The sequence below is a fragment of the Citrobacter sp. LST-B2 genome (assembly GCF_057983045.1).
The window spans coordinates 2,819,030-2,839,862 of the sequence record NZ_CP192598.1 but is presented as its reverse complement, the minus strand read 5'-3'; the positions used below and the strand labels follow the sequence as shown (position 1 = coordinate 2,839,862).

Below are 20,833 nucleotides of genomic sequence, written 5' to 3'. Positions count from 1 at the left end.
CGAAAACGATTAGCGTAATGGAATGATATCACCTTGCCAACCCTGCGTTGTGCGCTGCCCCGTTAATAACAGCGAACCACGGTCGGCGCGGACAATTAATTGCCCGCTTTCATCCCATAATGCGCTACTTCCTCGCGCATTGGCCATCAGTACGGCAATCGAGAATTGATGCGAGAAACGTTGTAACTGCGACGTGGAGGTCAGCAATTCCGGCTCACTGACGCTTTGGCTGGTAGTAAACAGAGAAAACGCCGGATCCATATCGACACCTTCCGGTTGCTCATCCACCACGCTGATGGCTTTCAGGCCCTTACCAAGACACGCACCGTGGCTTTGAGGAAACAGACGCAGTGAGGTTATCCATGGTGCGAAGACGGCAATCCCTTTGACAAAACGGTTGTTATGTTCGACCGGAAGACCGGCAATGATCGTCATGCGGTGCGCGTGGGCGGCCTGAGAGAGCGGTTGTAGCAGACTGATATCGATATCCGGCGGCGCAGGCAGGCACTGCGATTCGTCCATGCAACCGAGTAAGGAGAGGGCGGGAAACACCAACAGTTCGCACTGTTGCCGGGCTGCTGCGTCGATGAAATTCAGGTGATGAGCGATATGTTCACGAACAGATGTTTTTAGCGGTTCATACTGTGCAGCAGCGATTTTCCAGCGTGACATAATGACTTCCTTTTCATAGTGTCTATAATCATCCTTAAATCATAGAATAAGAATGCACTTATACTGTAGCAGGCAATATGTAAGGATATGTAACTTCACGCCGAAAAATTATTTAGGTTTCGGCTCATACGGTAAACGGGACAACGAAACGGACGCCAGACGATGGGCGATCAGACGCTCGCGAAACCAGTCGCGCAGATGTGCAGGTTGCTCACGTTCTACCACTTCAGCGACAACGGGCATGTTGTAGCGCTCTTTAAACGCGACGCCGGCAGCGGCCAGATCTACGTTTACTTTGTCCATTTCAGCCTGTTCAAGCTGAGCCAGATTTTTGTGCATGGGCTTCTCCTTCGATCTTGCGCGCAGAAGTTACTAAGAGTCGACCACAATGGCAAGCCGCAATTGATGATTGTCGACGCGAACATTATAGAAGGTTATCCTCTCAGGATAAGTCATTACAAAAGGGAATAGTTGATATGGTCTCTCCTGCACGTACTTTCCGCTATACGCTCCTTTTTCTGGCAGCCGCTCTGGCAACCCCCACCGTGTGGGCGCATGCGCATCTGACACACCAGTATCCCGCGGCGGATGCCGAGGTGACCGCCGCGCCGCAGGCGCTGACGCTTAATTTCTCTGAAGGTATTGAGCCCGGATTCAGCGGAGCGACAATTACCGGTCCAAAACAAGAGGGAATCAGAACCCGTCCCGCAAAGCGTAACGAACAGGATAAAAAACAGCTCATCGTCCCGCTTGATGAAACGCTGAAGCCGGGCGAATACACGGTGAACTGGCACGTGGTGTCTGTCGATGGACACAAAACCAAAGGGCAGTACACCTTTAGTGTGAAATAAACATGCTGACGCTGACGTGGGTTGTTCTCCGCTTCATCCATTTTACCGCCCTGATGCTGGTGTTTGGCTCTGCGCTCTACAGCGCATGGCTTGCGCCGGCATCGATCCGCCGTCTGATGAGCAGACGCTTCCTGCGCCTGCAACAACATGCTGCGTTATGGGGTTTTGTGAGTGCATTACTGATGCTGGCAGTCCAGGGTGGGCTTATGGGCTCTGGCTGGCAGGATGTTATCTCCGTGTCTGTCTGGGGCGCGGTATTGCAAACTCAGTTTGGCGGTGTGTGGCTCTGGCAAATCGTTCTGGCGCTGGTTACGTTGGTTGTCGCGTTGATTGTGCCGCGTGATTTAGCGCGACTATTACTGCTCTTAACTCTCGCACAGTTTGCCCTGCTGACGGGGGGTGGGCATGCCACACTGCACTCGGGGGTTATTGGTGCGCTCCAGCAGACAAACCATGCAATGCATCTGATTTGCGCTGCAACCTGGTTTGGAGGACTGCTACCGGTGATTTATTGCATGCACATGGCAAAAGGACGCTGGCAGCAACAGGCGGTTTACACCATGATGCGTTTTTCCCGCTATGGGCATCTTGCCGTGGCGGGCGTATTACTCACCGGTATCACCAATCTGCTGTTTATTCAGGGTTTTTCCCTGCCATGGCAGACCGCCTGGGGGCAACTGCTTTTGCTAAAATGTGCACTTGTCCTGCTAATGGTGGCAATCGCACTGGCGAATCGGTATCTTCTCGTACCACGAATGCGGCAGGATAGTCGACGCATCAATCGGTGTTTTATTTGGATGACGAAGATCGAATGGGGAGTTGGCGCCGTCGTGCTGGCAATCGTCAGTGTGTTTGCGACGCTGGAACCGTTCTGAAGGACAGGCAAAATTCATGAAAAAAGTGATTCTCTCTTTGCTGCTTCTGACTAGCTCAGGGGTTGCGCTGGCGGCACCGCAGGTCATCACCGTAAGCCGTTTTGAAATCGGTAAAGATAAATGGGCGTTCAATCGTGAAGAGGTGATGCTGACCTGTCGGCCAGGAAACGCGCTGTATGTGATTAACCCCAGCACGCTTGTTCAGTATCCGTTAAACGATGTTGCACAAGAGCAGGTGGCGAGCGGTAAAACAAATGCGCAGCCCCTGTCGGTGATTCAGATTGACGATCCGGCAAAACCGGGTGAAAAAATGAGTCTGGCACCGTTTATCGAACGAGCGGAAAAGCTCTGCTAGTTACCAAAAGTATCTTTCTGATTTCCAATAAAAAACCGCAAGCCTTTTGTAAAGCGTCTTGCGGTTTTTACATTTCAGCCAGTGATCAGCGCCGTTTTTTTCCAGCCGTGCAAGCCGCAGACTGGAAAACCTGGCGTCGTCATCTATTCTTAAAAGGCAAGGCGACTTAGCCTGCATTAATGCCAACTTTTAGCGCACGGCTCTCTCCCAAGAGCCATTTCCCTGGACCGAATACAGGAATCGTATTCGGTCTCTTTTTATCTGTAGAACGGGTGCTTTTCCTGAGCCTAATGGCATTTCGCACTTATCATTCTGAATAAACCATACCCACACCCGGGCATAAACGTCCAGCGTTTTTTGCTGCTATTGTTAAATTTGTGTTAGGGCGTGACTGAGGACAAAAACTCTCATGAAACAGCCTGAAAAAAGCTACCAAATGATCGAAGGGGCACAGTGGCGACACATCTGGGTGGTCGGGGATATCCACGGCTGTTTTGCGCTGCTGATGGCAAAGCTGCGGGCCTGTCGCTTTGATCCCTGGCAAGATTTACTGGTCTCTGTGGGCGATCTCATCGATCGCGGTCCTGACAGTTTGCGCTGCCTGCAGTTGCTGCATAAGCGCTGGATGGTGGCAGTCAGAGGGAACCATGAACAGATGGCGATAGATACATTGCGTACGTCACAGTGGTCGTTGTGGACGATGAATGGTGGCGGCTGGTTTACGGCGTTGCCTGAGCAGAAACGGCATCATGCAACGCTGGCACTGGAATACTGCCAGCATCTGCCGTGGATCCTGGAATTGCATTGCCGCGAGGCGACCCATGTGGTCGCCCACGCCGATTACCCGGAAGATATTTATCAGTGGCAAAAGCCGGTTAACCTTACGGAGGTGTTGTGGCGACGCGCGCGACTGAGTGCGCATCTGGCAGGAGAAGGGACAGCTATCGCCGGCGCTGACCATTTCTGGTTTGGCCATACGCCGTTGCGTCAACGTGTAGACAGCGACAATCTGCACTACATCGATACGGGAGCGGTATTCGGCGGCGAGTTAACGCTGGTACAACTACAGTGATTAAAAGTCGCTGTATTGCTGGGCGGGCGCCCAGAATCCATCGATAAAATCCTCAACCGGAAAGCAGCCGCCCTGACGAATCCGTTGATCGTCCATATAATACAGGCACTGCCGCTCTGTATCGTAAACATCCACTACGATATCTTCGCAACCGCCATCCAGATAACAGACAAACAGAACCAGTGCGAACATCCTATCCTCATTTTGTACAGCCATAACAAAAGTGTAGGAGGAATTAACGCAAGCGGGAAGGGGGAAATAAATAACCCGCCGGCAGACGGGTTCTTTTTGAATCAGGCAAGACGCATGATCCAGGCATCAGACTTACGATCGTAGTGTTTACGGAAAAGAACCGAATGTTCGCCATTCAGTAGGGCCGGAACGCTGGTTTCGTCGTCCCAGGCATCCAGTTGCATGCATAAATCCGGATCAGATTTACACGGAATGGTTAACGTTCGGTCTCCTGGCGACTCGCCGTGTAACTCGGCATCGTCAATTTCAAAGGCGCCAATGCGCACACTGGTTTTCATCATCGTGCTCTCCGTTAATTCGCTGATTGTGGTACGACCAGTTAGGCCGTCCATTTTTCAGCGTAGTCAACGCAGGCAAAAGCGCCAGTCAAAAAATGCGCAAATTTTCTGATTTCAGACATTACCGGTAAACAATTTGCCATCACGAACCAGTTCACGCGGGTAACTGTTTTTCAGGCGCGAGCCGATCCGTTTGGCAAGGCCAATCGGCTGATGCTGGAAGGTCACCAGCACATCGTCAGTGGCGGGGACGGTCTGCGGGTAGACATCGCGACCGCGATACCACTCTTCGGCTTCCTGCTGAGACAGTTCAAACGCACAGCGATGATTGACATCAGCCAGCGCGATGACCGCTTCGTGCTGCCAGCGATAACCTTTATTATGCGTTTCAGCCAGCTTAATGCCGAGCCGGGAGAAACGGACTTTGCCGATCAGCGGTTCTATCTCCGCCGGGAAAAGCCAGACCTCTTTATCACGCTGCCAGAGGCGCAGGTTTTCGCCCCAGTGCAGACTGAGGGCATTAGCTGCCTGGGTCAGGTTCGCGGCTTCGCGACCTTTGACGGAGGTGAAGGGGAAGTTGCCCACTTTGTACTTCGGTGCTGGCAGTGCGGGAATGGAGGCCGTTTTACGCAGGCGGGCGACGAAGAATCCTTCGCAGTCATAAATCTGCGGGAACACATGCAAGAAACCTTCTGCCGTCAGCGCCTGATTCGCCTCAGGAAAAAGATCGCCCAACGGTAAAAATTCCACCGCCTCCGGCCAGGTCTCTTTCAGCCAGGCCAGCACCGACTCGTTTTCTTCACGATTCAACGTACAGGTTGAATAGACCAGCGTACCGCCAGGGCGCAGGGCGTGAAACGCACTTTCGATCAGTTCGCGCTGGGTTGCGGCAATCTCAAGATTGCTCTCAACGGACCAGTTTTTTAGCGCATCCGGATCCTTACGCACCACACCTTCACCCGAGCAAGGTGCATCAAGCAAAATCGCATCGAACATTTCCGGCAGCGCTGCACCAAATACGCGGCCGTCAAAATGGGTCAGTGCCACGTTACTGATCCCACAGCGACTGATATTGGCATGCAGCACTTTCACCCGACTGGCTGAGTATTCGTTCGCGAGGATCGCGCCCTGATTACCCATGCGCGCAGCGATTTGCGTGGTTTTTGAGCCAGGCGCGGCAGCAACGTCCATCACGCGTTTGGGGGAATTATCGTCGGCAAACAGGGCGGCAACCGGCAACATGGAACTGGCTTCCTGAATATAAAACAGACCACTCAGATGCTCGGCGGTACTGCCGAGCGGCAGCGCATCTTCATCCTCACGCTCAATCCAGAAACCTTCTTCGCACCAGGGAACGGGCGTCAACGACCAGCCATACGGGGCGGTTAAGGTGAGAAAATCGGCCACAGAAATCTTAAGCGTATTCACGCGGATGCTGCGGCGTAATGGGCGCTGGCAAGCGGCGAGAAAATCGTCAAAAGAGAGATGCGCAGGCATTGCCTCGCGCATTTGCGTTAAAAAGGCGTCAGGAAAATAAACAGCGTGTTGAGTCACGGGGGAGTACCACCGGCAGAAAAACAAGCGCGCAGTGTAGCATAAAGGCTCCGGCGCGAGCACGCCGGAGCCGGATATTAACGTGGCAGCGCGGTGCCCCATTCACGCCACTCTTTCGGTTCACTTTCCAGCAGCAGGAAGTGTTTACCCGCCTGCGCTTTCGGCGCCAGCGGAGTGCCAGGGGGCGTGGCGAAGGCGATGCCGCCGCGAATGAACTGATTAAAGGTACCGGTCTTCACTACGCCGCCCGTCAGGCCGAAGTCCAGACTGTAACCGGACGCCAGCCAGAAGACGGAGTTGTTGCGGACCAGGTGCTGGTAGCGTTGACTGATGCGCAAGGCGATCATCACGCGGTCAGACAGAGTGCCGAGCGTCATGCCGGTGACAGTACCAACTTCAATCCCGCGGAACAGTACCGGCGTACCGATCGCCAGCGAGCCAGCTTCGGGAACTTCGAGCACAATACTCAGCCCGTCAAGGTAGCGTGAGTCGGTAATGGTCGCTTCCTGCAGTTCAAAGTCACGGCGCGGATTACCCCGACCCGGCTCGACGTTGATGTAGGGTTGCAGGATCGTGTCGAGATGTTCCACGCCAGCGGCCGAGATTTGCGGCGTAATCACAGAGAAGCGCGTCCCGCCACGGGCGAAGGTCTGCACATATTCCGGATACAATACCGCCTTCGCCTGTACCTCGTTGCGCGAAGTGAGCAGTTCAAGCGTCTGGATCTGTCCGATATCAATACCGAGGTAGCGAATGGGCATTCCTGCCGCCAGTTTCCCGGCATCAAAGGCGTGAAGGGTAATCTGCCCGCCAACCGCACGTGCGGCGGTTTCGGAAGCATACAAAATGCGCTTGTCGCCTTTGCGCTGGCTGGCGCTGGCGCCGCTGAGGTTATCAAAGCTGATCGCCCCCTTCAGCGCACGCGACAGGGGAGAGGCCTGCACGGTCAACCCGCTGCCGTTGAGCTGCACTTTTGCGCCACCTTCGGCCCAGAAGACGCTATTGCTGGTCAGCAGGTTGCGGTACTCCGGTTTGATGTGCAGATCGATGTCAAAGGCGTCGGCGCGCGGGCGTACAGTAATCACTTCACCCACTTCAAATTTACGATACAGCACCACGGAGCCGGCCTGCACGTCCGGCAATGTTTCCGCTCGCAGGCTCAGGGTAGTGGTCGGCAGATCGCTCAGGCTATTCTCTACCGCTTTTTCCAGGTTGGCATACAGCGGATAGCTGGATTTCATTTCCCCTTTGCTGCCGGGCAATATGCGAATACCGCCACTGATCCATTCGCTGGCGCTGGCACCGAGGAACTCCACGCCATCCAGACCTACTTTGACATCCACGCGGCTGTTGACCACGAATTTGCTGTCACCCTGGACCAGGCCACGATGTTGCGGATCGACCGCCACAATAAACTCGACCCCTTTGCTGGTCAGCTTACGTTCGATCACCTGGCCCACCTGGACGCCGTGAAGGATCAGCGGTTGACCTGCATCGATACCGTAGCTTTCGGGCGCGGTCAGGGTAAAGGTCAGGACGTCCGGTTCGTGGAGCAGTGCTTTTTCACCGGGGACGACCACGAACTCGCTGCGCGGTTCACCGGTGCCGGGCACCAGTTCAAAGGTTTTACCCGTCAGTAACGAACTGATATTAGCGTCACTGAGCGAAAGTTTGGGACTGCGCAATTCAATGCGCGTGCCGTCACGTAACAGCGCTACGACGCTGGGGTCAACGGTCATTTCACCGGTGACTTTGCCACCGGATTGTAAATCCAGTTTTGTGAGCTGGCCGACTTCGAGCCCCTGATACATCAGGGGAGTAGAATCAGCCTTCAGTCCTTCGCCGCTCGGCAGTTCAAGTTTAATAATGACGCCGCGCTGACTGTGGGCCAGATCTTTATACAGGCCGAAGGTATCATCTTGCTCTGCCGTTTTTGAATCATCGGGTGAGTCAAAGGCGATTGCACCATTCACCAGGGCCGCCAGACTTTCCAGTTTAACCTTCGCACCACTCAGGCTGACGTCAGCATCCACGCCGGAAACGTTCCAGAAGCGACTGCCTTTTTTCACCAGATTGGTAAAGCGGCGTTCAACCAGCACGTCGATGGTGACGCCCTGTTTGTTCGGGTTAATGCTGTAGTCGTAGACTTTACCGACCGGGATTTTGCGGAAATAAACCAGCGAGCCGCTGTTCAACGATCCGAGGTCTGGTGCGTTGAGATGAATCATCAGATCGCCGTTATCCAGCCGATATTTCGGCTGGGTGTCGAGGGCGACGAAATGATCTTGCTCTTTACCTTTACCGGGCATCATGCCGATATAATTGCCGCCGACCAGCGCATCGAGGCCAGAGACGCCCGCGAGCGACGCTTTAGGCGTCACCAGCCAGAACTGCGTCTCTTCGCGTAGCGCGTCTTTCATGTCGGACTTGATGCTGACCCGCACCTCAATTTTGCGTAAATCCTTGCTGAGGCTGATGTCCTGAACCGTACCCACCTCAACGCCCTGATAGCGAACAGGCGTACGGCCCGGGACAATGCCATCCGCAGACATGAAGTCGATGGTCACAGTGTTACCGCGATCTTCATAGCTGTTCCATATCAGCCATCCCGCAATCATTAATGCGATCAGCGGGAGTAGCCAGAATGGTGAGATACGGCGTTTCGTTTTAATCTGCGCTTCAGTCTGCGAAGCGGGCGTTTCCTGACTCATGTGCATCCCAAAGTAAGCGGCTGTCCAGCCATTCCACTGCAAGAATAGTCAAAATGACCGCTGAGCCGAAATAAAACGCAGCCGGTCCCATAGTAAAAGCAAGAATCTGGTCGCGGTTAATCAGCGACATGGTTAAAGCGATAACAAAAAGATCCAGCATCGACCAGCGACCGATCCACGTGACCAGACGCAAGAGTTGCATTCGCGTGCGTAAACCCTGTTCGCATTTGAACTGAATGCTGAGTAGCAGCGTAAACATGACGATCACTTTAGTGAATGGCACCAGAATACTGGCGATAAAGACCACGGCGGCCACGGCGACATTGCTGTTCGCCAGCGACAGGATACCGGACATGATCGTATCTTCCTGTCGTCCGCCGTTCACGTAGATAACCGAGATAGGCAGAAGGTTAGCAGGCAGCAGCAAAACAATCGATGCCAACAATGCCGCCCAGCATTTTTGGATGCTCTGGTTTCTGCGCTCGCGTAAAGGAATATGGCAGCGCGGGCAGCGGCCACGCGGGTCCGGATAGCCGGTAAAATGGCAGCCGAGACAAACGCGCAACTGCTCATCCGGACGCTTTGCCGGTCTCTGCGGATAAAAACGTTCCCATAGTTGTTCGATGTTCAGGTGCGACAGCGTCAGGATGCTCAGGACCACCAGCGCAATAAAGGCGTAAAGTCCTACGCCCGGCTGCAAAAAAGCGTAATCCTGAACTTTGATCGATGCCACACCAATGCCCACCAGATAGATGTCCAGCATCACCCACTCTTTAAGCCTTTCTAGCATTAGCAGCACCGGGCGCAAATTCATACCGAGAATATTGCCGAACCACAGATACGCAATTGCGGTGACGAGGATCAGCGGCGCGCCCGCGACACAAAACAGCACCATCGCCGCGGTAATGGGATCGCCTTGCTTTGTCATCTGCCAGATCCCCTGCATCACATTGGCATCAATACGGATGCCCAGCAGATAGATGTGCAGCAGCGGCTCGCCCCAGGCGAAGGGCATCAGCAACAGCATGGTGACCGCCATCGCGCCCAGCCGCGTCAGCGACCAGTCGCGGCCATCACGAATTTTCGCCTGGCAGCGGGGACAGTATGCGCTCTGGTGAGAACGCATCTTCGGCAGACTAAACAGCAAATCGCACTGAGGGCAACGCTGATAGTGCGCACGAGGCAGTGCTTCGCTGATGGATCGGATCGCTATTTTTTTTGTCGGCGTGATCTGGGGTGTCTTGAGAGCCATGTATCGCGAATCAAAGTGTTAGATTTATGTAATCTTAACTCATGACGGGAATGATCTTGAGCATTAACGCATTTAATGCTTATTTTAATAGGCTGGCAGTATCAGAGTAAGACAACTAAGTGATTATATAATGAACAAGACAGAGCTATACGCGGAACTGAACCGCGATTTCCAGGCATTAATGGCAGGAGAGACCAGTTTTCTGGCCACGCTGGCGAACACCAGCGCACTGTTATACGAACGTCTTTCGCAAGTGAACTGGGCGGGGTTTTACCTGCTTGAGGGCGATACGCTGGTATTAGGTCCGTTTCAGGGCAAAATTGCCTGTGTACGAATCCCGGTGGGTCGCGGTGTGTGCGGCGCAGCCGTTGCCCACAACCAGGTGCAGCGGGTTGACGACGTTCACGCCTTTGATGGTCACATCGCCTGCGATGCGGCCAGTAATGCGGAAATTGTCCTGCCATTAACCGTCAATGGTCATATTATTGGCGTGCTGGACATCGACAGTACGGCGTTTGGGCGCTTCACCGCTGAGGATGAAGAGGGGCTTCGCCGGCTCGTTGCGCAGCTTGAAACCGTGCTTGCAATGACGGATTACAAAAAATTCTTTGCGAGCGTCGCAGGATAATCAACGGATAACGTAGCAATTACTGATGGCGTCATTATAATGACGCCTGTTCATGCCTGCTGCTTGTTGGCTACGTCCGTTGTAATCAGGAAATTTCATGGAAAATCAACCTAAGTTGAATAGCAGTAAAGAAGTCATCGCGTTTTTGGCCGAGCGTTTTCCGCAGTGTTTTAGTGCGGAAGGCGAAGCGCGCCCACTGAAAATTGGCATTTTTCAGGATCTGGTAGAGCGTATTGAGGGCGAAATGAACCTCAGCAAAACGCAACTTCGTTCCGCTTTACGTCTTTATACTTCAAGCTGGCGTTATCTGTACGGCGTTAAGCCGGGCGCAACGCGTGTCGATCTCGACGGCAACCCGTGCGGTGAGCTGGATGAGCAGCACGTTGAACATGCGCGTAAGCAGCTTGAAGAAGCGAAAGCTCGCGTTCAGGCGCAGCGTGCAGAACAGCAAGCGAAAAAACGTGAAGCTGCCGCTGCTGCAGGGGAAACTGAAGACGCCCCGCGTCGTGAACGTAAGCCGCGTCCTGCACCACGCCGCAAAGAAGCGACTGAGCGTAAACCGCGTGCTGAAAAACCTGCCGCGAAAGCGTCTCGCGCACCTCGTGAAGAGAAATTGACTCCGGTTTCGGATATTTCAGCGCTGAGCGTTGGACAGTCTCTGAAGGTGAAAGCGGGTAACGATGCGATGGATGCCACCGTATTAGAAATCACCAAAGATGGCGTCCGTGTACAGCTGAATTCGGGTATGTCTTTGATTGTACGCGCAGAACACCTGGTGTTCTGAAACGGAGGCCAGGCCTGGCATGAACACATTTTTTAGGCTTACCGCGTTAGCTGGCCTGCTTGCAATAGCAGGCCAGACCTTCGCAGTGGACGACATTACGCGTGCCGATCAGATTCCTGTTCTTAAGGAAGAAACCCAGCACGCGACGGTGAGTGAACGCGTCACGTCGCGTTTTACGCGTTCTCACTACCGTCAGTTCGATCTCGATTCGGCCTTTTCCGCCAAAATTTTCGACCGCTATCTGAATTTACTCGATTACAGCCACAACGTGCTGTTGGCGGGGGATGTCGAACAGTTTGCGAAGAAGAAAGGGCAACTGGGTGACGAATTGCGTTCGGGTAAGCTCGACGTTTTTTACGATCTCTATAATCTGGCGCAAAAACGCCGCTTCGAGCGTTTTCAGTACGCACTGAAAGTGCTGGAACGTCCGATGGACTTCACCGGGACTGACACCTTCAATCTCGATCGCAGCAAAGCACCCTGGCCAAAAGATGAGGCTGAGCTGAATGCGCTGTGGGACGGCAAGGTGAAGTTCGATGAGTTAAGTCTGAAACTGACCGGCAAAGACGATAAAGAAATTCGTGAGACGCTGACGCGTCGTTATAAATCCGCGATCCGTCGTCTGACGCAAACTAACAGTGAAGATGTCTTCTCACTGGCTATGACCGCGTTTGCGCGGGAAATCGATCCGCATACCAACTATCTCTCGCCACGCAATACCGAGCAGTTTAATACCGAGATGAGCCTGTCCCTTGAAGGGATTGGTGCCGTGCTGCAAATGGACGATGACTATACGGTCATTAACTCCATGGTGGCTGGCGGTCCGGCGGCGAAGAGCAAGGCGATTAGCGTCGGCGATCGCATTGTCGGTGTGGGTCAGACCGGTAAGAGCATGGTCGATGTGATCGGCTGGCGCCTGGATGATGTGGTTGCGCTTATCAAAGGGCCAAAAGGCAGCAAGGTTCGTCTTGAAGTTCTGCCTGCCGGCAAAGGCACAAAAACCCGTATTGTCACACTGACGCGTGAGCGTATCCGTCTGGAAGACCGTGCCGTTAAAATGTCTGTGAAGACGGTAGGTAAAGAGAAAGTCGGCGTACTGGATATCCCAGGCTTCTACGTTGGCCTGACTGACGATGTCAAAGTTCAGTTGCAGAAACTGGAAAAACAGAACGTCAGCAGCATCGTCATCGATCTGCGGACCAACGGCGGCGGGGCGCTGACGGAGGCTGTTTCGCTGTCCGGTCTGTTTATTCCTTCCGGTCCGGTGGTTCAGGTTCGTGACAACAACGGTAAAGTCCGTGAGGACAGCGATACCGATGGTGTTGTGTATTACAAAGGCCCGCTGGTGGTTCTGGTCGATCGCTTCAGCGCGTCGGCATCGGAAATTTTCGCCGCGGCCATGCAGGATTACGGTCGTGCGCTGATTGTTGGTGAGCCGACTTTCGGTAAAGGTACCGTGCAGCAGTATCGTTCGCTGAATCGTATTTACGATCAGATGCTCCGTCCAGAATGGCCCGCACTGGGCTCCGTTCAGTACACGATCCAGAAGTTCTATCGTGTGAATGGCGGCAGTACTCAGCGTAAAGGCGTCACGCCGGATATCATCATGCCGACGGGGAATGAAGAGACCGAAACCGGTGAGAAATTTGAAGATAATGCGTTGCCGTGGGATAGCATCGATGCCGCAACGTATGTGAAATCAGACGATCTGACGCCGTTCGGCCCTGAATTACTCAAAGATCATAACGCGCGTATCGCGCAGGATCCTGAGTTCCAGTACATCATGAAGGATATCGCCCGTTTCAATGCGATGAAGGATAAACGCAACATCGTATCTCTGAATTACGCACAGCGTGAAAAAGAGAATAACGAAGATGATGCGCTGCGCCTGGCGCGAATCAATGACCGGTTTAAACGAGAAGGAAAACCGGTTCTGAAGAAACTGGACGACCTGCCAAAAGATTACCAGGAACCGGATCCGTATCTTGATGAAACGGTGAAGATTGCGCTGGATCTGGCGACGCTCGAGAAAGCGAAGCCCGCGGTACAACCGACCGCAACGAAATAACCTCATACAGGCACAAGAAATTGTGCCTGTTTTTTTAACAAGCGCATGAAGTCGTCAGCCTGATGCAGAAAAATGTAAAGTTGTGTCTTTCTGGTGACTTACCGGGCATTGATGCTTGAAAATAGCCGTACGACCCATACGATGTGGGTAATCGCATAGTGCGTTTTGTTAAGTTGAGGTTAAAAGAAAATTATGATGCGAATCGCGCTTTTCCTGTTGACGAACCTGGCCGTCATGGTCGTTTTCGGGCTGGTGCTGAGCCTGACAGGGATTCAGTCGAGCAGCGTTCAGGGCCTGATGATTATGGCGCTGCTGTTCGGTTTCGGTGGTTCCTTCGTTTCACTGCTGATGTCAAAGTGGATGGCCTTACGCTCCGTCGGTGGGGAAGTGATCGAGCAACCGCGTAACGAAAGAGAGCGTTGGTTGATGAATACGGTCGCCACGCAGGCGCGTCAGGCCGGTATCGCCATGCCGCAGGTCGCTATCTACCATGCGCCGGACATTAACGCGTTTGCTACCGGGGCGCGCCGTGATGCCTCTCTGGTTGCGGTCAGTACCGGTCTGCTGCAAAACATGAGCCCGGATGAAGCTGAAGCCGTTATTGCTCACGAAATTAGCCATATCGCGAACGGTGACATGGTTACCATGACGCTGATCCAGGGGGTTGTGAACACCTTTGTTATCTTCATCTCGCGCATTCTGGCGCAGATCGCCGCTGGTTTTCTCGGTGGTAACCGTGATGAAGGCGAAGGCAGCAATGGCAACCCGATGATCTACTTTGCGGTCGCAATGGTACTGGAACTGGTGTTCGGTATTCTGGCGAGCATCATTACCATGTGGTTCTCTCGTCACCGTGAATTCCACGCTGATGCGGGGTCCGCCAAACTGGTCGGCCGTGAAAAGATGATTGCTGCGCTGCAGCGTCTGAAAACCAGCTACGAACCGCAGGAAGCATCCAGCATGATGGCCTTCTGTATCAATGGTAAAGGTAAATCGCTGAGCGAACTGTTTATGACTCACCCGCCGCTGGATAAACGTATCGAAGCGCTGCGCAGTGGGGAATACCTGAAGTAAGCCTGTCGATAAGAAGAGAAAGCGCGTCCATGGACGCGCTTTTTTTACGCCTGTGCCCGGGGCTGTGTGATGCGTAGACCGCTCACCACCGCTGCCACGGTCGCCAGAATCCCTGCCATCAGCAAAGAAACATGCGTGCCGTTATCTCCGAACTGGTTCAACAACAGCGCAACCAACGCCGCACCTGAGCTTTGTCCTAACAGACGGGCGGTGCCCAGCATGCCGCTGGCGCCGCCGCTGCGTTCACGTGGCGCAGAGGTGATGATCGTGTGGTTATTGGGGGATTGAAATAAACCAAACCCGGCACCGCAGAGAATCATCGGCCAGATGATATTCAGTTCGGACGGCACGGCAGGAAGTAATACCAGGGCAAACAGTCCACTTGCCATCACCAGCAGGCCCAGCGCGCCCAGTAAACCGGCATGGACGCGTTCAATCAGATACCCGGCCAGCGGCGCCATGACCATCGTTGCCAGCGGCCAGGGGGTGAGCAACAAACCGGTTTCTACTTCACTCCGCCCCAGTACCGTTTGCAGATAGAAGGGCAGGGAGACCATCGCCAGCATCTGCGCGCAGAAAGAGCAGATTGAGGTGCCAATCGACAGTGAAAAAAGAGGAATACGCAGCAGGTCGACCGGCAATAATGGTACCGGTAATGAAAGCTGACGACGGATAAAGAAATAGCCCACCACCATCATTGCCGCCACTTCGGCCCCGATCAGCGTCATGGGTTGTCCCTGTGCAAAACCACTCAGTGCGGTGATCAACAGACCAAACGTCAGCGCATTCATCACGGCGCTGGGGAGGTCAAAACGCGGTTTATTGCTGCGTGAGCCATTAGGCGGCAGAAAGCGCATTGCCAGGATCAACGCAATAATCCCTAACGGCACATTGATCAGAAACAGCCATTTCCACGAGGCAATTGAGAGGATAGCGGCCGCGATGGTTGGGCCTGCGGCCGCAGAGACGGCAACGATAAAGGAGTTGATACCCATCCCGCGACCCAGATGGCGCTGAGGATAAATCAGACGAATCAACGCCGTGTTGACGCTCATCAGCGCCGCGCCGCCGAAACCCTGAACGACGCGCGCCATCGTCAACATTTGTAGCGAGTCCGCGAGAGCGCAAAACAGTGAGGCCAGCAGAAAAACCACTAGTCCGCATTTGTAGATGCGTCGATAGCCAAACATATCGCCGAGAAACGACAGCGACAGTAACGAGACGACAATGGCGATCTGATAGGCGTTGACGACCCATATTGAGCTGGCGGCTGAAGCGTGTAAGTCAGTGGCTATCGTGGGGAGCGCCACGTTGGCAATGGCGCCGTCCAGTACGGCCATCGAAATACCAATAACGATGGTTAAAATAGCACCATATCGCTGTGGAAGCGGCAGGCCGTCGGCCTGGGATTTATTCATGTGATTGATAGTTTTTGCGAAGAATATGATCAGGGTAGTGATTTTAGCATTGATATTCAGGCTTTATATCGCAGATTTGTAACGAAGTAAGCAAAGATGGATTGCGGGGGCCTGGCCATGAAATTATAATAAAAAATCGTTCTGATTTTTATAAAACACTCGTAATGAGGTGATAGATGGCTAACGCAGATCTGGATAAACAGCCTGATTCTGTATCTTCCGTGCTGAAGGTTTTTGGCATTCTGCAGGCGCTGGGTGAAGAGCGCGAAATAGGGATTACCGAGTTATCACAACGCGTCATGATGTCAAAAAGCACCGTTTATCGCTTTTTACAGACCATGAAAACACTGGGATATGTGTCACAGGAAGGTGAATCCGAGAAGTATTCTCTGACGCTGAAACTGTTTGAACTGGGCGCTCGCGCGCTACAGAATGTTGACCTTATCCGCAGTGCGGACATCCAGATGCGTGAACTCTCTCGTCTGACGAAAGAGACGGTGCACCTCGGCGCGCTGGACGAAGACAGCATCGTCTACATTCATAAGATTGATTCGATGTACAACCTGCGCATGTATTCGCGTGTGGGTCGCCGCAACCCGCTTTACAGCACCGCGATTGGTAAAGTGCTGCTGGCCTGGCGCGATCGTGACGAAGTGAAGCAGATTCTGGACGGCGTTGAGTACAAGCGCAGTACCGGGCGCACTATCACCACCACGGAAGCATTGCTGCCGGTGCTGGATAAAGTCCGCGAACAGGGTTATGGCGAAGATAACGAAGAACAAGAAGAAGGTTTACGCTGCATTGGCGTACCGGTATTCGATCGTTTCGGCGTCGTGATTGCGGGGCTGAGTATCTCCTTCCCCACGCTGCGTTTTTCTGAAGAAAAACTGCATGACTACGTTTCGATGCTGCATACCGCGGCGCGTAAAATCTCTGAGCAGATGGGTTACAACGATTATCCGTTCTGACGATGTCATGCTGTCGATAGTAAAGAAACGGCCGGCATTTTCGCCGGCCGCTTTAATCCTGTGACATTCTGCTTAAGCAATACGCCAGGCGCGACTCACGACGATGGGATATTAACCGTTATCGACGACCACGGTACTCTTGCGCAATATCGGACAATCCGTTAATCCGATGATACCGCTATCGGTATGAACATATTGCGCGGTGGCGGTTCCTCGCGCGGTGAGATACTTGCATTGCAACCCCAGCCCGGCAGCATTCTCCTGACTGCCTATCAGCACACCATACCCACTGAGTAATAATCCAATCCATACAAGCGCAAACAACACGATAGCGCGAATAATCAAACGCATTATGACCTCTTTTCTTCTATAAGTTAGATTGAGCTTAGCGCTTACGCTCATTGATACAAGTAAATGATTCTTAAAAAATCGCGAATGTCTGCTGTAGTTAGTCCTGGTTTAAGATACGCATGATAATTTGGTGGCATAAGATGTTGATGCGGAGAGTGGAGTGAAAAAGTTTCGATGGATAATTCTGGTGGTGGTAGTGCTTGTGTGTCTGCTGCTGTGGGCCCAGGTGTTCAACATCATGTGTGACCAGGATGTACAATTTTTCAGCGGAATTTGCGCCATCAATAAATTTATCCCCTGGTGAGATCATTTTTTCATCCGTTGATTTCCTTCCTGTGGCGCGGTGGTAAAATGGCGCGTCTACATTGAGGTGGTGAAATGAACGAAGTCCTGAATTCCGGCGTGCTTAATTTTGCGTCGTTGATTGTATCGGTGGGGGTTCTGGTTGTTGGGCTGGTGCTGTGGTTCTTTATCAACCGTGCGAGCTCGCGAACCAATGAGCAGATTGAGCTGCTTGAAGCGTTGTTAGACCAGCAGAAGCGACAAAATGCACTATTGCGTCGTCTCTGTGAAGCGAACGAGCCGGAAAAAGTGGCAGAGGCATCGCCTAAGGCTAATGACCCGCAAGAGGATGAGGATATCATCCGTCTGGTCGCAGAACGTTAATCCTCGTGTAACAGGAAGCGAAGGGGCTGGCGTCTCGCCAGTCTTTCCTTCCTGGTTTGTTATCCTGCACCCTATTAGTGCAGTCGCATGCCGCTTCGCTATATCCGTTCCTTCTTGTGTCATTGTGCGAGTTATTGCCAGCACACACGTAATTATATTTTTCCATACGTTAATAATGTGATCTTCCCCGTTTTGTGAGAATGATCGGCTTTATAATAAGCGAAACGTTTCTTTCACTATTTTTGTGCATTGTCATCATTCTTTCATTAAATGAGTGCATAAGAACAGTAGATATCAAGATGGAGCGAAATGTGGCGTTATTATGATATCGGGCCATTTTGCGTTGAAACAAATTATGCATAACAAAGCAGAATTTGTGATAACCGCAGATTGCTACGTTTTGACATCGCAACGATCTGGAAGTCGCGAAATTATTGAGCTATGGTTGAAAAGATCCCGCCGCGCTGCGGGTCTGGTAAGGGCTCAGCGAGCGCGCGGGAATATATCGGCTTGAGGATTGACGCATAACTGTGCAGATACTCTGTATCGACTGGCGAGATTTGTGCGACCGATCGAGACACGTTTAAAAATGGCTTGCCATAATTAACGTTGTATGTGATAACACGTTTTGGGTTAAACGAGGTACAGTTCTGTTTATGTGTGGCATTTTCAGTAAAGAAGTCCTGAGTAAACACGTTGTCGTTGAATACCGCTTCTCTGCCGAGCCTTATATTAGTGCCTCAAGCAGTAATGTCTCAGTTTTATCTATGTTATGCCTGCGGGCGAAGAAAACACTCTAAGGAATTTTGCAAATGGCAAAGATTAAAGGTCAAGTTAAGTGGTTCAACGAGTCTAAAGGTTTTGGCTTTATTACTCCGGCTGATGGCAGCAAAGACGTGTTCGTACACTTCTCCGCTATCCAGGGTAATGGCTTCAAAACTCTGGCTGAAGGCCAGAACGTTGAGTTCGAAATTCAGGACGGCCAGAAAGGTCCGGCTGCTGTTAACGTAACAGCTATCTGATCGACACCACTGATTTGAAGCGCATCTGCGCATCAACCTCAGATTTAAAGCCTCGCTGATGCGGGGCTTTTTCATTCATCTTCCTTCAAAGTATGTCTGAATGCCTCCTCCGTTAGCGCTTTGTTGCAAAGCCGTGATGTTATTAGCATAGTTTTCACCGCTTTCCCGCCGTTATTCCCGTTAAATCAGTCACCTGAATATCATGTTTGCCGGAGAACAGGTGAAAAAGAAAAATGATGGTACGGTGCGAAGTTTCACACCGCTGCGTTTTGCGCTGCTTTGTATCGCCATATTGCTGAGCCTGGGACTGTTGCTAGGGCGCGTTGCCTGGTTGCAGATTGTTGAGCCCGACCGTCTGGTCAAACAAGAAGATATGCGCTCATTGCGTGAAGTCACCACGGCATCGCCGCGTGGAATGATCACCGATCGGCAGGGGCGACCATTGGCGGTCAGCGTACCGGTGAATGCGGTGTGGGCTGACCCCCACACGTTATTGAGCAAAGGAGGCGTAGGCGACAACGAACGCTGGCAGGCGCTGGCCAACACGCTACATCTTTCACTCACGAACCTGGCGGCGCGCGTTAACCACGATCCGTCGGCAAGGTTTATCTATCTTGCGCGTCAGGTCTCTCCTCAACAGGCGCAGTGGATCGATAAGCTGAACCTGCCCGGCATCAATTTGCGCGAAGAGTCCCGGCGCTTTTATCCGGCAGGACATGTCGCGGCGAATCTGATTGGTTTCACCAATATCGACGGGCAGGGCATTGAAGGGGTTGAGAAAAGTTTTAACGCACAGTTAATCGGAAAGCCGGGCTGCCGCCTGGTCCGCAAAGATAAATTCGGTCACGTGATTGAAAACATCACGGAAGTTAATCCTGTGCCGGCGCATGAACTACAACTCAGCATTGATGAGCGGCTGCAGACCGTCACCGAGGATGCGCTGGACAATGCGGTTAGCTGGAACAAAGCGGAATCCGGCGCCGCCGTGCTGGTGAACGTTGCCACTGGCGAGATCCTGGCGATGGCCAGCTTCCCCGATTTTAACCCGAACAATCGTGATGGTGCGGTGCTTGATGATTTTCGCAATCGTGCGATTAGCGATACTTTCGAGCCGGGCTCGACGGTGAAACCGCTGGTTATCATGACGGCGCTTGAGCAAGGGATTGTCCAGCCTGATAGCGTGATCGACACGCATCCGTTTTACCTCGACGGGCATCGGATTCGCGATGTGGGCTTTTATCCGGAACTGACGCTGACCGGCATTTTGCAAAAATCGAGTGACACCGGGGTTTCGCATCTTTCATTAGCAATGCCCGTCCAGCGTGTCGTCGATACCTATCGCCGCTTTGGCTTTGGTCAACCCACGGGGCTGGGACTCACCGGTGAGAGCCAGGGGGTGATGCCGCAACGTCGTTACTGGAGCGATCTGGATCGCGCGACCTTTGCCTTTGGCTACGGCCTGATGGTGACGCCGCTGCAACTGGCGCACGTCTATGCCACGATTGGCAGTTTTGGCCTGTACCGACCACTCTCTATCACGCGCATCGACCCGCCCGTTATCGGCAAGCGTGTCATGTCGGAAGCGCTGGTCAGACAGGTGGCGCACATGATGGAAAGCGTCGCCCTGCCGGGGGGCGGTGGGACGAAGGCGGCGGTCCGGGATTATCGCGTGGCGGTTAAAACCGGGACGGCGAAGAAGATCGGCGCTGACGGTAAATACATTGATAAATATGTGGCTTACACCGCAGGGGTGGCACCGGCAAGCAACCCGAAGTTTGCGCTGGTGGTAGTGATCAACGATCCGCAGAACGGGGCCTACTACGGTGGCGCGGTGTCGGCACCGGTTTTCAGCCAGATAATGGGCGATGTGCTGCGACTGGAAAACGTCAAACCGGATGGGATGCCCGCCGACTCCAGCCATTTGCTGGTGATGCAGAGCAATTCGCCGACACACTCCACGCGCTAAGTGATTCTCCCGGGGC

General features: G+C 53.0%; 23 protein-coding genes. 14 read left to right on the top strand and 9 right to left on the bottom strand.

Annotated elements, in window-relative coordinates; translation table 11 throughout:
- Positions 1 to 9: 9 nt before the first annotated feature.
- Complete coding sequence (locus ACQ0PY_RS13640; RefSeq protein ID WP_109740320.1) at positions 10 to 672, bottom strand: carbon-nitrogen hydrolase family protein; 663 nt, start codon at positions 670 to 672, stop codon at positions 10 to 12.
- Between the two features lie 108 nt (positions 673 to 780).
- On the bottom strand, positions 781 to 1,011 hold the full coding sequence (locus ACQ0PY_RS13635; RefSeq protein ID WP_042318454.1) for a DNA polymerase III subunit theta: 231 nt from the start codon (positions 1,009 to 1,011) through the stop codon (positions 781 to 783).
- Between the two features lie 137 nt (positions 1,012 to 1,148).
- On the opposite strand from ACQ0PY_RS13635, the gene yobA reads away from it, so the two are divergent.
- The 4 genes from yobA to pphA all read left to right on the top strand — a co-directional run bounded on the left by yobA (position 1,149) and on the right by pphA (position 3,825).
- The gene (gene yobA / locus ACQ0PY_RS13630; RefSeq protein ID WP_043000377.1) at positions 1,149 to 1,523 is read left to right on the top strand and encodes a CopC domain-containing protein YobA; all 375 of its coding nucleotides are present in this window, start codon (positions 1,149 to 1,151) and stop codon (positions 1,521 to 1,523) included.
- A gap of 2 nt (positions 1,524 to 1,525) precedes the next feature.
- A complete protein-coding gene (gene copD, locus ACQ0PY_RS13625) occupies positions 1,526 to 2,398 on the top strand; it encodes a copper homeostasis membrane protein CopD (RefSeq protein ID WP_090049236.1) in 873 nt (290 codons plus the stop codon).
- A gap of 16 nt (positions 2,399 to 2,414) precedes the next feature.
- Positions 2,415 to 2,753 (top strand): YebY family protein, encoded by a 339-nt coding sequence (locus ACQ0PY_RS13620; RefSeq protein WP_043000379.1) that lies wholly within the window; start codon positions 2,415 to 2,417, stop codon positions 2,751 to 2,753.
- Positions 2,754 to 3,162: 409 nt separating this feature from the next.
- Positions 3,163 to 3,825, top strand: coding sequence for a protein-serine/threonine phosphatase (gene pphA, locus ACQ0PY_RS13615; protein WP_109740319.1), 663 nt, complete (start codon positions 3,163 to 3,165; stop codon positions 3,823 to 3,825).
- Here pphA and ACQ0PY_RS13610 read toward each other — a convergent pair whose 3' ends face one another.
- From ACQ0PY_RS13610 to yebS, 5 genes are all read right to left on the bottom strand, one after another.
- On the bottom strand, positions 3,826 to 4,017 hold the full coding sequence (locus tag ACQ0PY_RS13610; RefSeq protein ID WP_043000391.1) for a YdfD/YebW family protein: 192 nt from the start codon (positions 4,015 to 4,017) through the stop codon (positions 3,826 to 3,828). It lies immediately after the preceding gene.
- A gap of 101 nt (positions 4,018 to 4,118) precedes the next feature.
- Complete coding sequence (locus ACQ0PY_RS13605; RefSeq protein WP_161215572.1) at positions 4,119 to 4,355, bottom strand: YebV family protein; 237 nt, start codon at positions 4,353 to 4,355, stop codon at positions 4,119 to 4,121.
- 114 nt (positions 4,356 to 4,469) lie between these two features.
- Positions 4,470 to 5,909, bottom strand: coding sequence for a 16S rRNA (cytosine(1407)-C(5))-methyltransferase RsmF (rsmF, locus tag ACQ0PY_RS13600; protein ID WP_109740636.1), 1,440 nt, complete (start codon positions 5,907 to 5,909; stop codon positions 4,470 to 4,472).
- 77 nt (positions 5,910 to 5,986) lie between these two features.
- Positions 5,987 to 8,620, bottom strand: a complete 2,634-nt coding sequence (locus ACQ0PY_RS13595) for a PqiB family protein (protein WP_043000394.1) — start codon at positions 8,618 to 8,620, stop codon at positions 5,987 to 5,989.
- Positions 8,589 to 9,872: a membrane integrity lipid transport subunit YebS gene (yebS, locus tag ACQ0PY_RS13590; protein ID WP_043000395.1), complete on the bottom strand. Its 1,284-nt coding sequence runs from the start codon at positions 9,870 to 9,872 to the stop codon at positions 8,589 to 8,591. Before yebS ends, ACQ0PY_RS13595 begins: the two co-directional genes overlap by 32 nt.
- 130 nt (positions 9,873 to 10,002) lie before the next feature.
- On the opposite strand from yebS, the gene ACQ0PY_RS13585 reads away from it, so the two are divergent.
- The 4 genes from ACQ0PY_RS13585 to htpX all read left to right on the top strand — a co-directional run bounded on the left by ACQ0PY_RS13585 (position 10,003) and on the right by htpX (position 14,426).
- Positions 10,003 to 10,500, top strand: coding sequence for a GAF domain-containing protein (locus ACQ0PY_RS13585; RefSeq protein WP_043000396.1), 498 nt, complete (start codon positions 10,003 to 10,005; stop codon positions 10,498 to 10,500).
- A gap of 97 nt (positions 10,501 to 10,597) precedes the next feature.
- The gene (gene proQ, locus ACQ0PY_RS13580; protein WP_054176286.1) at positions 10,598 to 11,284 is read left to right on the top strand and encodes an RNA chaperone ProQ; all 687 of its coding nucleotides are present in this window, start codon (positions 10,598 to 10,600) and stop codon (positions 11,282 to 11,284) included.
- A gap of 19 nt (positions 11,285 to 11,303) precedes the next feature.
- On the top strand, positions 11,304 to 13,352 hold the full coding sequence (gene prc, locus ACQ0PY_RS13575) for a carboxy terminal-processing peptidase (protein WP_043000398.1): 2,049 nt from the start codon (positions 11,304 to 11,306) through the stop codon (positions 13,350 to 13,352).
- 192 nt (positions 13,353 to 13,544) lie between these two features.
- On the top strand, positions 13,545 to 14,426 hold the full coding sequence (gene htpX, locus ACQ0PY_RS13570) for a protease HtpX (protein WP_042318474.1): 882 nt from the start codon (positions 13,545 to 13,547) through the stop codon (positions 14,424 to 14,426).
- Between the two features lie 44 nt (positions 14,427 to 14,470).
- Here htpX and ACQ0PY_RS13565 read toward each other — a convergent pair whose 3' ends face one another.
- Positions 14,471 to 15,844, bottom strand: a complete 1,374-nt coding sequence (locus tag ACQ0PY_RS13565; RefSeq protein ID WP_109740318.1) for an MFS transporter — start codon at positions 15,842 to 15,844, stop codon at positions 14,471 to 14,473.
- 176 nt (positions 15,845 to 16,020) lie between these two features.
- Here ACQ0PY_RS13565 and kdgR point away from each other — a divergent pair, with 176 nt between their 5' ends.
- Entirely contained in the window at positions 16,021 to 16,812 is a 792-nt protein-coding gene (gene kdgR / locus ACQ0PY_RS13560) for a DNA-binding transcriptional regulator KdgR (protein ID WP_043000400.1), read from the top strand.
- A gap of 111 nt (positions 16,813 to 16,923) precedes the next feature.
- Here kdgR and ACQ0PY_RS13555 read toward each other — a convergent pair whose 3' ends face one another.
- Positions 16,924 to 17,163 (bottom strand): YobH family protein, encoded by a 240-nt coding sequence (locus ACQ0PY_RS13555; protein ID WP_043001907.1) that lies wholly within the window; start codon positions 17,161 to 17,163, stop codon positions 16,924 to 16,926.
- 160 nt (positions 17,164 to 17,323) lie between these two features.
- Between ACQ0PY_RS13555 and mgrB the strand changes: the two genes are divergently transcribed.
- From mgrB to ftsI, 5 genes are all read left to right on the top strand, one after another.
- A complete protein-coding gene (gene mgrB, locus ACQ0PY_RS13550; protein ID WP_042318479.1) occupies positions 17,324 to 17,467 on the top strand; it encodes a PhoP/PhoQ regulatory lipoprotein MgrB in 144 nt (47 codons plus the stop codon).
- Between the two features lie 74 nt (positions 17,468 to 17,541).
- Positions 17,542 to 17,829 carry a YebO family protein gene (locus tag ACQ0PY_RS13545; RefSeq protein ID WP_043000401.1) on the top strand — a complete coding sequence of 96 codons (288 nt, stop codon included), beginning with the start codon at positions 17,542 to 17,544 and terminating at the stop codon, positions 17,827 to 17,829.
- A gap of 656 nt (positions 17,830 to 18,485) precedes the next feature.
- Positions 18,486 to 18,629 (top strand): DUF2627 domain-containing protein, encoded by a 144-nt coding sequence (locus ACQ0PY_RS13540; RefSeq protein ID WP_043000402.1) that lies wholly within the window; start codon positions 18,486 to 18,488, stop codon positions 18,627 to 18,629.
- Positions 18,630 to 18,641: 12 nt separating this feature from the next.
- The gene (gene cspE, locus ACQ0PY_RS13535) at positions 18,642 to 18,851 is read left to right on the top strand and encodes a transcription antiterminator/RNA stability regulator CspE (RefSeq protein WP_001062678.1); all 210 of its coding nucleotides are present in this window, start codon (positions 18,642 to 18,644) and stop codon (positions 18,849 to 18,851) included.
- A 220-nt stretch (positions 18,852 to 19,071) separates the two neighbouring features.
- Entirely contained in the window at positions 19,072 to 20,817 is a 1,746-nt protein-coding gene (gene ftsI, locus ACQ0PY_RS13530; RefSeq protein WP_109740317.1) for a peptidoglycan glycosyltransferase FtsI, read from the top strand.
- The last annotated feature ends 16 nt before the right edge of the window (positions 20,818 to 20,833 follow it).